This window comes from Streptosporangium sp. NPDC005286 (assembly GCF_040607515.1).
Lineage (GTDB): Bacteria > Actinomycetota > Actinomycetes > Streptosporangiales > Streptosporangiaceae > Streptosporangium.
The window spans coordinates 1-15526 of record NZ_JBEXGU010000034.1; the positions used below are offsets into that span (position 1 = coordinate 1).

Genomic DNA, 15526 nt, shown 5'->3' on the forward strand with positions numbered 1-15526 from the left:
GTGGGGTCCGGGCGTGGCCGGACCCCACGGGCCCGCCCGCAACGGACGACGGCTCGGACGCGAGTTCACCCGATCACTGTTGACAACGTTGTCAGTACGCTGTGCATGGGCGATGATCGAGTCGTGACAGAGAGTGTGCGAGGCCGTCCCACCATGAAGGACGTCGCGGAGGCGGCCGGGGTGGCGCTGAAGACCGTCTCCCGGGTCGTCAACGAGGAGCCGGGGGTCAACCCCGCCACGGCCGCACGGGTCACGGCCGCCATCGAGCGGCTCGGCTACCGGCGCAACGAGAGCGCCCGGGTGCTGCGCCAGGGCAGGACCGCGACCATCGGCCTGGTGATCGAGGACGTGGCCGACCCCTTCTACTCGGGGCTCAGCCGCGCGGTCGAGGACGTGGCGCTCCGGCACGGCTCGCTGGTGCTCAGCGGCTCCTCGGGGGAGGACCCCCGGCGCGAGCGGGAGCTGATCCTCGCCTTCTGCTCGCGCAGGGTCGACGGCCTGGTCATCGTGCCCGCCGGGACCGACCACGACTACCTGCGGCCCGAACTCGACGCGGGCATCGCCGCCGTCTTCGCCGACCGGCCGGGAGGGCTGGACGCCGACACCGTGCTCTGCGACAACGCGGGCGGCGCGCACGCGGGGGTGAGCCACCTGATCCGGCACGGTCACCGCCGCATCGCCTTCATCGGCGACAGCGCGTCCATCTTCACCGCGGGCGAGCGGCTGCACGGCTACCGCCGTGCCCTCCGCGAGGCGGGCCTGTCCTTCGACCCGTCACTGGTCGCGACCGGCCCGGCCGAGCAGGCGGGTCCGGCGTTGAACCGGATGCTCTCCGGCGATGCCCCGCCCACCGCGGTGTTCACCGGCAACGGCCGGATCACCGTGGCCGTGCTGCGTACCGGACACCGGCCGGCCCTGGTGGGCTTCGACGACTTCGAGCTGGCCGACCTGCTGGTCCCCGGCGTGACCGTGGTGGCCCAGGACCCGGTGCGACTCGGCAGGACCGCCGCCGAGCTGCTGTTCCGCCGCCTGTCGGGCGAACAGGGCACCCCCGAGCGGGTCGAGCTGCCGACCCGGCTCATTCCCCGGGGCTCGGGAGAGCTCCCCGGATGAGGCACCACCAGAGCCGGTGGGCTCGGCGTCTCACCTGGCTGTCAGCTTCTCGGCCCTGAAGGGGGCGAGCTCGCGGCACCTCGTCGACGGCCTTGGGGCGTTCGTCCCCGTGACCGTCGAACCGCCGCCGATGACAGGATGCCCCGTCGTTGCCGCAATCAGTGGGCTACCGCCGCCAGCATGCGGTGGTGCTTCGCCGTCTCGACCTCGTCCACAAGCGCGACCGCCAGGTCGGCGTAGGAGAACGTGGCGGCGTCGTCATCGGCCGGCAGAACCTGGCCACCACCGATCCGGTACCGGCCGGTGCGTGGCGCGTCATTGTCGAGGACGACCGGCGGCGGGGCGAGGACCAGCCAGTCGATCTCCGTGTCCGCCGCACGGAGCACGTCGAGTTCCGCCGCATGCCCGAGGGAGAACGCGCGGCCCTCCGCCGGAAAATCGGGCGCGTCATGGACGGGCACCCCAGGCGCGATCTCCAGCGTGGTGCCGATCCCGATCAGCAGCAGCCGGACCACCCCGGACCGTGCCAGGCCATCGAGCAGGGCATGGGCCGCGCCCGCGAAGAACTCCTCTGACGACATGTCGAGCCGGGCGGCGGCGCTGATCGCCGCGTCGTGCCCCGCTGCCACCGCCGCGATGCTGTCCGCGCTCGTGACATCACCGGCGGCCAGCACCACGCCGTCACCTGCCAGGTCCTGGTGCCTGGCCGGATCCCGCACTACCGCCGTGACCTGGTGACCGCGGGTGACAGCCTCGGCGACCACACGTCGACCCGCACGCCCACCGGCACCGAAGACAACGATCCTGCTCATGAGACGACGCTCCGTTCGACAAGGCCGACCTGAATCGGTGGCCGATGCCACGGACACTATTGGGCGCCCCCTTGGTTTCCGCAACGATAGTTACGTACGCTTGCCGGCGTGAGCGAGCCACTTGATCCCGACATGTTCCACGGATGCGCACACGTCACCTCCCCGGTCCGGATCGGCGACAAATGGACAGGGAAGATCATCCGGTGCCTGGAGGCGGGCCCTCGACGGTTTTCCGAACTGCAGGTGCCTCTACGCGGCATCACGCCAAAGGTCCTCACCGAGTCACTGCGGGCGATGGAGCGCGACGGATTGATCACACGCACCGCCTACGCCGAGATCCCCCCACGAGTCGAGTACGAACTGGCTCCGCTTGGAATCACGCTCCTCAAGCCCATGGCCGCCTGCTGCGAATGGGCCGAGGCGCACCTGCCCGCACTGCTCGACGCCCGCGAGGCCCACCAGGGTCGTTGAACCTGGAGCGCTACCAGTGCGCGGGGCGGGTGAGCGCGGCGGGCAGCGTGGTCGCGGCGTCTCCCCTGGCCGCGTTGACCTGGGCCTGGGTGAGGAAGATGCTCCCGGTGAGGTCGGCACCGCGCAGGTCGGCGTCCCGGAGGTCCACCCCGATGAGGTCGGCCGTACGCAGGTCGGCGTTTCGCAGGTCGGCCGCGATGAGGTAGGCCCCGCGCAGGTTGGCCCCGCGCAGGTCGGCGCCCTTGAGCCTGGCCCCGATGAGATCGGCTCCCCGGTGGTTCTTCTTGCGGCCGGGCACCTCGGCCCGTACCAGCTCGCTGGTGCGGAGCAGCAGGGCGTTGACGCCCTGACGGACCGTCGCCACGTCCGTTTCCACGAGCGTTTCGGCACTGCCACGGGTGAGGCGCTCGGTGTCGTCCAGCGCGTGACGGAGATCATCGTGGATGGGGCGGGCCTGCGGCAGCGCCAGTGCCTCGGTCAGGTACCAGAGCAGCTCATGGAGCTGCCGCATGACGGGAAACACCTCGAACATCTGCCCGGCGGTGCCCGGAGCCTGCCGCCAGTCCTGCCCGCCGAAGGTGACCTGGGAGACCTGCTGCCCCGCGCCGAAGCAGTCGAAGACGGTGCAGCCGGGAAAGCCCCGCTCGCGGAGGTTCGCGTGGATGCCGCAGCGGAAGTCCGCCCGCAGGTTCACGCACGGCTTCCCCGCGTCCTTGTCGATCGCGAAATCGGCCGAGGCGGCGAAGGGCAGCGCGACACAGCACAGCCCGAAGCAGTTCGCACAGTCGGCCCGCAGACCGGGACGGTCTCCGCCCGCCAGGGGGACTTCGCGCTTCTGGGACAACGTAGGTGATCTCCTGCCGCGAGGTGGAACGTTCTGCACGAACCTCCATTCTCGCCGACCGTACGAGGAGGTCCGGTCAGGAAGGCTCCGGCCGCAGGGAGCGGTGCAGGGCGAGTGAGCAGCAGACGACCGTGGCCCCCGCCAGGACGATCGCCATGTGCGGGGAGGTCAGCTCGGCGGCCACGCCCACCAGGGCCGCGCCGAGCGCCTGGCCGGACATCATCCCGGCCGAGGCCAGGCCGAACGCCTGCCCCCTGATCGACTCGGGCACCGCCTCCACGAACCGCCGCTGCAACCCGAGCTCGTAGGCGGTCGACGCCACCGTGGCGAGCAGTACGAGCAGCGCGGCTCCCCCGAGCCCCGGCTGCAGGGCGAACACCAGCAGCGGAAGGCCCGATGCCACCGCCATGGGAAACGCCAGCCGCTCCCTGCCCGAGGGCGAGACCAGCCGGCCGACGACGAAGCTTCCCACCGCCAGGCCCGCGGAGGCCGCGGCGAGCGCGTACCCGGCGGTGCTCCCCAGGTAGGGGACCAGCACCGCCTCACCACCCGTCACGAACGCCACCGGCAGCCACTGCGCGAGAAGCAGGCCGCGTATCCGGGTATCCGCCAGCAGCACCCGGTTGACCCGCAGGGTCTCCCAGACGGCACCCCTGCCTCTCGCCTGCTTGGTGCGCACGCCCCCGCGTTCCGCCTCTCCGGTGGGAGAACTCGCGGGAGAACCGCCGTCCCGCACAGCGCCATCACCGGCAGGGCGGCCGCCCTCCGCGCCGGTGGGGGCGTCGTCGTCCTCCGCCCGGCCACCGGCCTCCGCGTTCCTGGCCGGAAAGTCGGGCAGGCCGAAGCGGAGCACCACGGCGGCCAGCACGGACAGCGCGGCGGTGGCGGCCAGCGCCCCCGAGGGTCCGGTGGCGGCGAGGATGCCGCCGCCCACGGCCAGCCCGCCGATCTGCGCTCCCGCCGACGTCACGGTCAGCACCGACCTGCCCAGCACGAACGCGTCCCCCGGCAGCAGGTCGGGCAGCAGGGCTATCCGCGCGGCCCCGAAGACCGGTGAGAACAGGCCGGTGACCAGGACCAGGGCGAGCATCGCCCAGACGGACAGTCCGGCGAAGGCGATCAGCAGGCAGGTCACCACCCGCAGCAGCTCCCCCATGATCATCAGCGCGCGCGGCCGGATCCGGTCGGCCAGCGAGAGCAGGAACGTCGCGCCGACGGCGTAGGGCAGGAAGCCCAGCATGTACGCCGCCGCCGACAGCCCCGGCGAGCCGGTCCGCGCGTAGACCAGCGCCGACAGGGCCAGCATCTTGACCTGGTCACCGGCCACCAGAAGGGTGAAACTTCCGAACAGGACACGGAACTCACCGCTCGCGAAGACCTCCGTGTAGGTCGCGCCGCGTTCTTCTGTGGTCATGGAGACGATGCTGAACGGCACCCGGACCGCTGGCTAATCTTTCGGATATATCCGAAAGGTTGCTCAGTGGTCTATCGCATCGAGGTCACCCCGCACGACATCATGGCCAGCAGGTTCGCCATCTCCCCGCTCATCGTGACCAAGCATGCCCTCTGGATCCTGTCCGGGGCCAGGGGGTCCGGCCAGTGGCGGTCGTGGGCGGACCGGATGCGGGAGCCGTACAAGAGACTGCTGCTCACGCAGCCGGGACTGGCCCCTTTGGTGGCGCTCTTCCGCGAGCGGCACTACAACGCCGACTTCCCCGCACCGCCGCCGACCGGAGTGGACACCCCGTTCGAGGCGGAGCTCGCGGTGGTACGGGCCACCCCGGTGGCGCAGGCGCATGACGAGATCGCCAGGAACCTGGAGGGGATGCCGCGCCCTTCCGCGCCTGTCAGGGAGGTGCTGTTCTCCCCCGACGTCGTACGGCTCTTCGCCGAGGCGCTCCAGGCGATCTGGGAGGAGATCGTCTCCCCCGCGTGGCCGCGCTTCCACGCGATCCTGGAGCGGGACGTGATCCAGCGGGCGGGCCGCCTGGCGACTTACGGCTGGGCGGCGGCGCTCGACGACCTCACCCCGCGGATCCGGTGGCATCCCGACGGTGTCATCGAGGTGCTGGCCGGGGGCGCGGACGAGACCCACCGGCTCAACGGGCGCGGGCTGCTCTTCGTGCCGACCGTGTTCCCCATCAAGATGGGCTCCTACCTGGAGGACGACTGGCCGTACGCGATCAGCTATCCGGCCAGGGGCGTCGGTATCCCGGCCGAGGCGGCGGACGGCCTGGTCCACCTGATCGGCAGGACCAGGACCCGCCTGCTGCTGGAACTCGCGACCCCTGCCACCACCACCCAGCTCGTCACCCTGCTGGGCCTGAGCCTCGGTACCGTGGGCGGCCACATCGCCGCCCTGCGCAACGCGGGCCTGATCACCGGCAACCGCACCGGCCGCACCGTCCTTTACCACCGCACCCCCCTGGGCGACTCCCTGGTCAGCCGATCACCGGCCCTCGACGCTTCCCGGTGAGACCGTTCACCGGTCGGCCCTTACTGCGGGCGTCTGATCAATCGGGAAGGTCAGGGCGGCTGACGGGCGTTCGGGAATCGTTCACGGAAGCCGAGTGCGGGCTTCCGCCTGTGGTGGAGGTGGTCACTGTCCTTGGTGGCCGGCGGCGCGTAGGCGGGTGGCGATGCCGTCCAGGCCGCAGGGGTCGGCCCAGCGGGAGGCCGGGTTGATCTCCTCCATGCCGCCGATGACCGTCAGGCCCCGGCCGAGGAGTACGCCCTGCGGGTGAGCCGAGTAGATCGGCGTTCCGGCCGGGAGCGCGGCGCGGTCCTTGATGACGGTTCCCTCGCGGGTGTCCGGATAGACGAACAGCAGGACCCGGGTGCCCCGGGGCACCGCCCGGCGGAAATCTGCCACCGAAAGGGCCGGGCTCTCGTTTCTTCGCGCCCCCTGATAGAACTTCACGCGGACCAGGCGAGCGGCCGGTCCCTTGAACCGCTCGGTCACCCGCACCGGCATCAGCACGTAGTGCGTGCGGTCACCGGGGATCCCCTCCTCGACGATCTGCCCCGGCAGGAAGTCCTCGACGGTGCCCGCGACGACCAGTGGGGCCTTCGCCGCGAGTTCCTCCGGGGAGTTGAGCGGGTCGTAGTCGAAGGCCGTCTGCCGGAGCAGCCTGAGGTTCAGTGCTCTGGCCGGGACCGGGGCGCACGCGGATCGGGGCGTCGGCCCCGTCGAGGCCGGGGACACCGATGTTTTCGGTGCGGCCCCCGTCTCCGGTGCTTCCCGCGTAGGGGGTGTGGATGCCGTTGCCAAGGCGTCCGAGGTTCGAGCCGTGCTCGCGGGGGCGCCGCAAGCGGTCAGCGCGACAAGAAACAGCAGGACGGACAGTCGCATGATCGTGTCACCCTTCAGAGCTGGGTCGGATCCACGGATATGGTGTACGGCACCCCGTTTGCAGGGTTCGGATGCCGCACACCACGTCCATGGGCGTGTCCCCTGCCCGTCAGTCGTCTCGGCAACGGCCTACCGAAGTTCCGGCTCGCTCCAGGATTGGACGTTCACCTGGTCGCCCAGGGCGAGCTTGCCGGGCCGTACGACGGAGAGTTTCACGCCGAACGCGACCCCGCCCTCGGGTGCGCGGCGGTAGGTGGCCAGCGTGCGCAGGGGCTCCGGCCCCGCTCTGGTGCCGCTGTCCTGGTCGACCATCGTGACGGCGCATCGGATGGCGAGCTTGGCGTAACCGAGTTCGGTGTCGCCGACGAGCATCCGCCGGGCCCCGTCCTCCCGGTGCGGCTCCGTCCACCCGCCGATCACGATGTTGGGGCGGAACCGGGCCATGGGCAGCGGGGCACCGCCACCTTCGGTAAGTCGCCGGTTGAGCAGGGCGAGGGTGGCCTCGGAGATGAGATGCACCGGACTGCTGTCCGCGTAGCCGGACGTACCCGGTGTCCAGCCGTCGGTCACCCGACGGTGTTCCGGCGGCACCCGCACGAGCCTGCTCGGCGCGCCCAACACCTCCGACAGCCACTCGGCCGCCGCCCGCCCCTGGTCGATCCCCTGGTACGGCGTGCCGAACAGCTCCACATCGCGCCTGGTGGAGAGCAGATCCACATCGACGGTCAGCGCGTCGAAACCCGGCAGCCGGAGCGTGAGCCGATCCCCCTCCGCGTTGATCTCGGGGCGGATGGTGGCGAGCCGTGGGTCGCGCCGCTGGCTGCGGAACACGCCGTTGTCACCGACCACCATGAAACTGCGGTCGTGCGCCAGGCCCGCCACCGTCAGCAGCGTCTCGGTCATCGAGACGCCGGCGCATCCCTTGACGGGATAGCAGACCAGTTCGGTGATAACGGCGGTCCCTCTGCCATCAGGCGACGCACCAGCCCGTGAGGCGGAGAGCATGACCTGCACGTTAGAGACCGAACGGCCTCCACACCAGAAAAAGAGGCGATATCTAACACAAAATCGTCAAGATGTCAGCCCTTCAATGCTCCGGCCATGAGGCCGCGCATGAAGAAGCGGCCGAGGAGGACGTAGATGATCATTGTGGGGATGGAGGCGAGCAGGGCCGCGGCCATCTGCTGGCTGTAGGGGACGGTCTGGGCTCCGGCGATGTTGTTGAGCATGACCGTGGTGGGCCAGCTCTGCGGACCGGTCAGGAAGACCGCGAACAGGAAGTCGTTCCACATTGAGGTGAACTGCCAGATGATCACAACCGCGAAGGCGGGACCCGAGACGGGCAGCACCACCGACCAGTAGGTCCGCAGCATCCCCGCGCCGTCCACCCTGGACGCCTCGATCAGCTCGTCGGGGATGGTGACGTAGTAGTTGCGGAAGATCAGGGTGCAGATCGGGATGCCGTAGACCACGTGCGCCAGGAGCAGCCCGGGGATCGCTCCGTAGAAGACACCCGGCACGCCGGTGACCGCCAGGGTGACCTCGTTGAGCTTCACCAGCAGCTGCACCAGCGGGATCATGACGCCCTGGTACGGGATGAACATGCCGAACAGGAACAGCGTGAACAGCACATCGGAGCCGGGGAAGCGCCACTTCGACAGCACGTAGCCGTTCATCGAGCCGAGCACCGCCGAGATCAGCGAGCCGGGTACGGCCAGCAGCACGCTGTTCCAGATGCCGGGCGCGAGCTTCTCCCAGGCCACCCGCCACGGCTCGACCGTCCACACCTCGGGCAGCGCCCAGGCCCGGCCGGGATCGGCCTCGGTCAGCGGCTTGAAGCTGGTGACCAGCAGCACGTAGATCGGGATCAGGAAGACGAGCAGGAAGGCGACCAGCAGCGTCAGCCGGACGCCGCGCGACAGCCGCGCCCGCCGCCTGGCCCGTCCGCCGGGGTTCCCGTCCCGTACGGGGGCGGCGGGGGTGTCGGTCACGGTGGAGGTCATGAGCGCCGCTCCCTGCGGAGGGTCCAGACGAGGTAGGGGATGACGAAGACGCTGACCGCGAGCACGATGTACGACGCGATGGTGGCGCCCTTGGCCGGGTCGTGGGAGTCGAAGACCGCGACCCACATGAAGACGGCGGGCACGTCGGTGATGATCTGCTTGCCGGAGACCGCGACGATCAGGTCGAAGACCTTGAGCGAGATGTGGCCGAGGATGATCAGGGCGGAGAGGGTGACCGGGCGGAGCATCGGCAGCACGATGTGCCGGTAGACCTGCCACTCGCCGCACCCGTCGACCCGGGCCGCCTCCCGGAGGTCCTCGGGGACCCCCCGGAACCCCGCCAGGAACAACGCCATGACATATCCCGACATTTGCCATATAGCGGGGATGGCCATGGCGGCCATCCCCCAGTCGGGATCGCGGAACCACTGCCACTGCAGGAACTCCAGCCCGAGGCTGTCGAACAGCCGGTTCAGCCCGACCGCCCGCTCGCCCTGACCGGAGTTCATCAGCCAGCGCCAGACCACCCCGGTCGCCACGAAGGAGATCGCCATCGGGAACAGGTAGACCGCCCGGAAGGTCCCCTCGCCTCTGATCCCCTTCTCCATCAGGAACGCCAGCAGCCAGCCGAGCAGCAGCGCCCCGAACACGAAGACCACGGTGAAGACGATGGCGTGGTTGACCGAGATGCCCCAGCGCTTCTGGTCCCAGAGGGTGAAGAAGTTCTCCAGACCGACGAAACTCCCCTCGGACACCTCGTCGTGCCTGTCGGTCATCGCCAACTGGAAGTTCCAGCCGAGCATGCCGTAGACGAAGACCGCGATCGCGATGATCGACGGTGTGACCAGCAGCAGCCCCGGCAGCCACCTGCGTACCCGTGTCACGGACACCCCTTCCGCGAGGTACGGCCCGCGCCTTCGCGGGCCGTACCGAAAATCACTGCCCGGAGTTCTTCGCGGCCTCGGCCAGCGCCTTCTGCAGCGCGGCCACGTCCTTGTCTCCGTGGAACAGGCCGACCGCCTCGTTGATCGCGACGCGCCAGGCGTCGTTCACGACCACGCCGTGCTGGATGGAACCGGCGAGCTTGCCGCCGCCCCAGTCCTTCAGCGCGTCCGCGAGGTAGTCGGTGTAGAGGGCGGTGTCGGCGTCCTTGCGGGCCGGGATGGAGCCCTTCTTCGGGTTGAAGGCGTCCTGGCCCTCCTTGCTCGCGGCCACCTTCAGCCAGGCCACCGCCCCATCGCGGTTCGGCGCACCCTTGGGCAGGGTGAAGCTGTCGGAGAGCCACATGAACGTGCCGCCGGTGCCCGGCGAGGGCGCCCAGTCGAAGTCGGTCTTGGAGGTCTTGCCCAGGCCGCCGTCCGGCGGGTTGTGGAAGTAGCCGTACGCCCAGTCGCCCATGATGTTGAACGCGGCCTCGCCGTCGGCCACCTGCTTGGCCGCGGGCTGCCAGTCGTCGGCCGGGTCACCGGCGTAGGACAGGATCGTCTTGAAGTCGTCGAGCGCCTTGGTCATCGCCGGGCCCGACCAGTCGGAGCCCGCGGTCCAGAGCTGGTTGTAGGCGTCGGTGCCGAGCGAGCCGAGCAGCACGCTCTCCAGCAGGTGGACCATGGTCCACTCCGAGCCGATCGAGAGCGGGATCTTGCCCTTCTGCTTGACCTTCTCCAGCGCCGCGACGAAGTCGGGGATCGTCTTCGGCACCTCGGTGACGCCCGCCTCCTTCAGCACCGCCGGGTTGAACCACATCACGTTGGAGCGGTGGATGTTGACCGGCACCGAGTAGACCTGGCCCTCGACGCTGATCTGGTCGATCAGCTGCTGGGGGAAGACCTCCTTCAGCTTGAGCTCGTCGTAGAGGAAGTTGAGCGGTTCGAGCTGCCCGGCCTTGATGTAGCCCTGAAGTTCGGCGCCCGCGTGCCCCTGGAAGGTGTCCGGCGGGGTCTGGGCCTGCAGCTTGGTGGTCAGCAGGGCCCGCGCCTTGTCCCCGGACCCGCCCGCCACGGCCGCGTCGAAGAACTCAAGCCCGGCGTTCTGCTTCTCGAAGATCTCCTTCATGGCCTTCAGGCCGTCGGCCTCGCCGGGTCCCGTCCACCAGGAGAAGACCTCGACCTTCTTCTTCGCGTCGGCCTGCGGGCTCTGCGTGGCACCGTCACCGCCGCCGTCACCACAGGCGGTCAGGGCGAGCAGGCCCGCCACGGTGACCGCGACGGCTGCCATCCACTGTCGTCGCACAGCTCTCCGTCCCTTCGGGGTTTGGGGTGCACAAAACCCCCGAAAATATGACAACGTTGTCAGTACGGCAATCAAGCCACTCCGCACCAAGCGCCGTCAAGGTCGCGCGGATAACAGCTCAATATCCCGGGATATGAGCACCAGATGACACCCTCCGGTGACAGCGAACCGGTCGGACACACACCCACGCGAAACCACAGCGCACCGCATAGGTGGAGAAGTGCGAAATAGCACTCCAGGAGGAAACAAAGCGGTCATATTGGGCACCGGGGTGGGGGACAACCGTGACCGGCTCCCCCGGATTCGGCTGCTCGTACGCCATGTTCGTGGACGCAACCCGGTCTTGGCGCTCGATGCCGCCGCGGGAAGAGGAGCTCGTAAGGCTCCGTGGGCGGGCTCAGACGCGCTGGACCGCACCGTCGGAGAGCGCGACGACGGTGACGCCGAAGTCATGGATGGTCGCCGCCAGGTCCTCGGACGAGAGACCCGGGGCCACGACGACCAGGGAGCCGCGCATCAACGCCAGCCCGATCAGGGTGGTCAGGGCCAGGCTGCACCTCAGTGGCCAGGTCACCAGGAGGACGTCGGACTTCCCCAGCTCGGCGCCCCTGTCGAGCAGGCTCATCCTCGTGATCAGGTCCTGGTGGGTGAGCACCCCTCCGTCCTCGATCAGCAGGGCGGGCTGCACCGCGGGGTCGAGGAAGGGCAGCGGGACGGGCTCCAGGAGCAGCAGGTCGGCGAAGTCGACGGTGTCGCGGGCCTGGCCGAACGCGATCACCTGCCGGACCCGCGAGTCCTCCACGGCCCGCAACGAGGCGTCCGCCAGGCGCGGAGTGGTGATGAGCAGCCGTGCCTCCCACTCGGCCAGCAGATCGGCCATCTCCGCACACCCCGAGGTGATCGGCGCCGCCACCCCTCCGGCCGCGATGACCGTGTGCACCGCCAACGTCTGGGCCACCGCGCTGTCCACGTGGATTCCGGCCACCTGACGCCGCCGTGCCCCCCGCCGCACCAGGCCCGAGGCTCCTCGGGTCACCTCCGCGGCCAGCCTGCGGTAGCCGTACACCATTCCGGCGCCGAGGTCGATCAGGGCCGGCCGATCACCTCGCCCGTGCGCGTAGCCGAACACCGCCTCGGTGAGTGTGCAGCTGGTGGACGGCGAGGTGGGTCTCATTCCGATGAGGGTAGGGTCGCCTGTCCACAGGGGCATCGACAGATGTATGTAGATGACTGTGTATTCGGCCCCGTGACGCCCTTTCATGTCTTGAAAGCCGGGGATTCCAGCACCCGACCTGCCGGTCGGGTCCGCCGGTTCGCGATTCGCCTGCCCGGGCAATCCCGAAGCCTCCCCGCGCGAACACGGGCGCGCCCCGCCGCGTTCGGATGAACATGCCTCACCTGGTCATCGCGGAACACCCCGACCCCACCGAGGCACACCCGCACACCAAGCGAAAAACGAGCAGTGCTTCCCCCTCCCCGAAGGACGGGGCATCCGCCCCAGATGTCCAGTGATCCCCCCGAGCCGCAGTCCCCCGAATCAGGCCCCGAAAGCAGCGCCCCGAGCGGTCCCCCACAACGGAAGGCGGGCTCGAGCCCTGCGCGACTCGAGCCCGCTGCCGCGTGCGGCCCTTGGCTCCGGCCCCCACCCCTCCGAGGGGACCTCGCCGTCTACCGGGACACGCGACGACCGCGACGTGCTCGACCGAGACGCCCGGGATGGTGTGGACCCACCGTTCCGGACCGGAACTGTGACCGGCACGGTGCGGAAGGCTGGACGTCATCGGTCGAACACCAGGAAAACGTACGGCGGGCGGCGACCCCGGAACATACTCCGGACTAGGTATCCCGAGATGTATCTTCACGCCCGCACATGTGTAGTCCGGAGTGTGTAGAGCCCGAGCGGCCGACCCGGTGACCGCGGATTCTCGCCGGCTCCGGGCCGGCCACCCCGCGGCCGAGCCCACGACCGGTGACCGCTCCCGGCCCGCGTGTCAGGAACGATTCTGCTCGACGACCCAGGTGGCGACCTGCGTACGTGAGGAGAAGCCGAGCTTGGCCAGGATGTTGGCGACGTGCCTGGCCGCGGTGGCGGGGCTGATCACCAGCTCGTCGGCGATGGCCCTGTTGCTCATTCCCCTGGCGATCAGTTCGGCGATCTCCGCCTCCCTGCAGGTGAGCGTGGTCAGCGGGGCGATGACCGGAGGCCTGCCGAGCAGCACCGGCGTCTCGCACGGCTCGTCGAGCTGAAGTGCGTAGCGGACCGCCTGCTCCTGGGACATCTCCTGGCCGTGCGCCCACAGCTGGGCGACCAGCGCGTCACCGAGGCGTACCCGGGCGGGCTGGAGCAGCTCCTCCATCCGTGCCCCGAACCCTGGCGGCAGCACGGCGCCGCTCATCGCGCTCCTGATCGCGGCGGAGGCGCCGGCCAGGCGGACCGCCCTGCGGTCGTCCTCCTCGGCGAGGGCGAGCTGGGCGAGCGTCTCGATCCGGCGGGCCACGCCGAGCCGCTGGCCGGTCCCGGTGCAGAGCCGCAGGCTCTCGATCAGCCTGGCCCGCGCGGTGACGAGGTCTCCCTGGGCCAGGGCGATCCGGCCAAGACCTGACAGGCAGGTGATGGACTGCCAGTGGGCGGTGATGTCCTGGAGCATGTCGAGGGCGCGCTCGTAGTGGGCGCGGGCCTCCGCCAGGTCGCCGCGGAGCCAGGCGACCTGGGCCAGACCGATGAGGGCCACCGGCGCCGCCCAGTGATTGTCCAGCTCGTGGGCGATGGCCAGCGCGGCCTCGAAGGAGCGCTGCGACTCCTTCGCCCTGCCCTCCGACAGTGCGAAAGTGCCCTCCATGGAGCGGATGACCGTCTCGTGCCACGGGTCGTCGACGGTGTGCACGGCCTCCAGCGCCTCGTCCAGCAGGGACCTGGCCCGCTCCGGGCGGCGCTGGTAGATCGCCACCCAGGCGAGGATGGCCAGCGCGCCGCTGAGCGGGCCGGGCAGGCCCGTCTCGCGGCACAGTTCGACCGCCGCGGTGCAGGCGATCTGCGCGGTGTCCGGGTCGCCCTGCCCGAAGGCCACCTGCCCGCGCAGCGCGAGGGCGTCGCCGCGCACGTACGGCGCCAGTTCCTCGGGGGCGGTGTCGAGCAGGCGGTCCAGCCACTTGTCGGTCGGGGTGAACCTCCCCCCGGCGATGATCGGCCAGCGGAGCAGCACCAGGAGGCGGAGCGCGCTCTCCGGGTCGCTCGCGGCCTCGACCGACCAGCGCACCGCCGCCCAGACGTTGGCCTGGAGCTCGTCCAGCATGACCAGCATCGGGCAGATCTCGGCCCAGGTGGGCCGGGGCCGCCGGACTATCGTCTGGTGGATCCGGGCGGCGAGCTCGATCATGTGGTCGCGGTGCAGCCGCCGGAACTCGGGTTCCTCTCCGGAGGCTTCGAGCTGCTCCGCGGCGTACTCGCGGATCGTCTCCAGCATGCGGTAGCGCGTCTCACCCGCGACCTCGGCGTCGGCCAGGACCAGCGACTTGTCGACCAGGTCGCAGAGCACCCCCAGAACGTCCTCGGCCCACAGGGCGTTACCCGCGCAGACCTGCTCGGCCATGTCGAGCGTCCAGCCGCCGGTGAAGACCGCCAGCCGCCGCAGCAGGATCCGCTCGGGCTCGTTGAGCAACTGGTAGCTCCAGTCGACCGTCGCCCTGAGCGTCCGCTGCCTGGCCGGGGCCGTTCTGTCGCCCGCCGACAGCAGCCGGAACCGGTCCCGGATCCTGGCGTTGATCTGCTCCACGGTCAGCACCCTGCACAGGGCGGCGGCGAGTTCGATGGCGAGCGGCATCCCGTCGAGCGCCTCGCAGAGCCCGGCGATGTCCGCCGCGTTCTGCTCGGTCATGGCGAAGCCCCGCGAGGCGGCGGTGGCGCGGTCGACGAAGAGTCGCACCGCCTCGCTGGCGCCGACGTCGTGGCCCTCGCTCCTGGGCAGGCTGAGCGGCGGCACCCGCCACACGGTCTCCCCTGCCACCCGCAGGGGCTCGCGGCTGGTCGTGAGCACGCGTACGTCCGGGCAGACGGTGAGCACGGCGCGGCAGAACCTGGCGGACTCCTCGATGAGCGACTCGCAGTTGTCCATGACCAGCAGCAGCCGCCGTTCGCCGAGCGCGTCGATCAGGGTGTCGGCCAGCGCGCGGGACGGCTCGGCCTTGACCCCGAGCACGGCGGCCACCCGGGGCTCGATCAGGTCGCCCGGCACCGCGTCGGCCAGCTCGACCAGCCAGACACCGCCGGGGAACTCCTCCGCCAGCTGGGTCGCGACCCGGATCGCCAGCCTGCTCTTGCCGATGCCGCCCGCCCCGCAGAGGGTCACCACCCGGGCGACGCCCAGTAGGTCTGCGAGTTCTTCCACGTCGGCTTCACGCCCCACGAAGCCGTTGGGTTCGAGAGGCAGGTTGCCTCCGGTGAGGGAAGCGTGTGCGGTTTCCTGGGTCATCGGCTCTTAAAGAGGTCGCGGGTAGAACCGTCACAGAAAGTGTGACATCAATTACCGAACCATGCCCAGTCTTAGACCATTTCCGGTCCACAGATCATCCCGTCCCGGCATGTTCCGCCTCCCCGCCACCCGGCCGCGACCGCTCGCACCGTCTCGGAGCGGCGATCCGTCGCGGGCCGTGACAGTCCGCGCGCGAGGCGCAGCCGACCGTAACCGGCCATCCGATGGCCATC

Annotated in this window: 13 protein-coding genes; 3 read left to right on the forward strand and 10 right to left on the reverse strand. The window is 70.0% G+C overall.

Features of this window, described 5'->3' with window-relative positions; genetic code table 11:
* The first annotated feature begins 105 nt into the window (after positions 1–105).
* Positions 106–1113, forward strand: coding sequence for a LacI family DNA-binding transcriptional regulator (locus tag ABZU75_RS15280; RefSeq protein ID WP_355554265.1), 1008 nt, complete (start codon positions 106–108; stop codon positions 1111–1113).
* A 158-nt stretch (positions 1114–1271) separates the two neighbouring features.
* On the opposite strand, the gene ABZU75_RS15285 is transcribed toward ABZU75_RS15280, so the two are convergent.
* Entirely contained in the window at positions 1272–1925 is a 654-nt protein-coding gene (locus ABZU75_RS15285; protein ID WP_355554267.1) for an NAD(P)H-binding protein, read from the reverse strand.
* Positions 1926–2033: 108 nt separating this feature from the next.
* Between ABZU75_RS15285 and ABZU75_RS15290 the strand changes: the two genes are divergently transcribed.
* Complete coding sequence (locus ABZU75_RS15290) at positions 2034–2396, forward strand: helix-turn-helix domain-containing protein (protein WP_355554269.1); 363 nt, start codon at positions 2034–2036, stop codon at positions 2394–2396.
* Positions 2397–2406: 10 nt separating this feature from the next.
* Here ABZU75_RS15290 and ABZU75_RS15295 read toward each other — a convergent pair whose 3' ends face one another.
* Positions 2407–3240, reverse strand: a complete 834-nt coding sequence (locus ABZU75_RS15295; protein WP_355554271.1) for a pentapeptide repeat-containing protein — start codon at positions 3238–3240, stop codon at positions 2407–2409.
* A 76-nt stretch (positions 3241–3316) separates the two neighbouring features.
* Positions 3317–4654, reverse strand: coding sequence for an MFS transporter (locus ABZU75_RS15300; RefSeq protein ID WP_355554273.1), 1338 nt, complete (start codon positions 4652–4654; stop codon positions 3317–3319).
* A 66-nt stretch (positions 4655–4720) separates the two neighbouring features.
* On the opposite strand from ABZU75_RS15300, the gene ABZU75_RS15305 reads away from it, so the two are divergent.
* Entirely contained in the window at positions 4721–5716 is a 996-nt protein-coding gene (locus ABZU75_RS15305; protein ID WP_355554275.1) for a winged helix-turn-helix domain-containing protein, read from the forward strand.
* A 123-nt stretch (positions 5717–5839) separates the two neighbouring features.
* Here ABZU75_RS15305 and ABZU75_RS15310 read toward each other — a convergent pair whose 3' ends face one another.
* From ABZU75_RS15310 to ABZU75_RS15340, 7 genes are all read right to left on the reverse strand, one after another.
* Positions 5840–6445: a hypothetical protein gene (locus tag ABZU75_RS15310; RefSeq protein WP_355554277.1), complete on the reverse strand. Its 606-nt coding sequence runs from the start codon at positions 6443–6445 to the stop codon at positions 5840–5842.
* A 276-nt stretch (positions 6446–6721) separates the two neighbouring features.
* On the reverse strand, positions 6722–7597 hold the full coding sequence (locus ABZU75_RS15315) for an MOSC N-terminal beta barrel domain-containing protein (protein WP_355554279.1): 876 nt from the start codon (positions 7595–7597) through the stop codon (positions 6722–6724).
* A 74-nt stretch (positions 7598–7671) separates the two neighbouring features.
* On the reverse strand, positions 7672–8595 hold the full coding sequence (locus tag ABZU75_RS15320) for a carbohydrate ABC transporter permease (protein ID WP_355554281.1): 924 nt from the start codon (positions 8593–8595) through the stop codon (positions 7672–7674).
* Complete coding sequence (locus ABZU75_RS15325; RefSeq protein WP_355554283.1) at positions 8592–9479, reverse strand: sugar ABC transporter permease; 888 nt, start codon at positions 9477–9479, stop codon at positions 8592–8594. The genes ABZU75_RS15320 and ABZU75_RS15325 overlap by 4 nt, the downstream gene beginning before the upstream one ends.
* Positions 9480–9531: 52 nt before the next feature.
* Positions 9532–10824, reverse strand: a complete 1293-nt coding sequence (locus ABZU75_RS15330; RefSeq protein WP_350912104.1) for an ABC transporter substrate-binding protein — start codon at positions 10822–10824, stop codon at positions 9532–9534.
* A 397-nt stretch (positions 10825–11221) separates the two neighbouring features.
* Positions 11222–11998 carry an AMP-binding protein gene (locus ABZU75_RS15335; protein ID WP_355554286.1) on the reverse strand — a complete coding sequence of 259 codons (777 nt, stop codon included), beginning with the start codon at positions 11996–11998 and terminating at the stop codon, positions 11222–11224.
* 817 nt (positions 11999–12815) lie between these two features.
* Positions 12816–15209 (reverse strand): tetratricopeptide repeat protein, encoded by a 2394-nt coding sequence (locus ABZU75_RS15340; protein WP_355554288.1) that lies wholly within the window; start codon positions 15207–15209, stop codon positions 12816–12818.
* Positions 15210–15526: the final 317 nt, after the last annotated feature.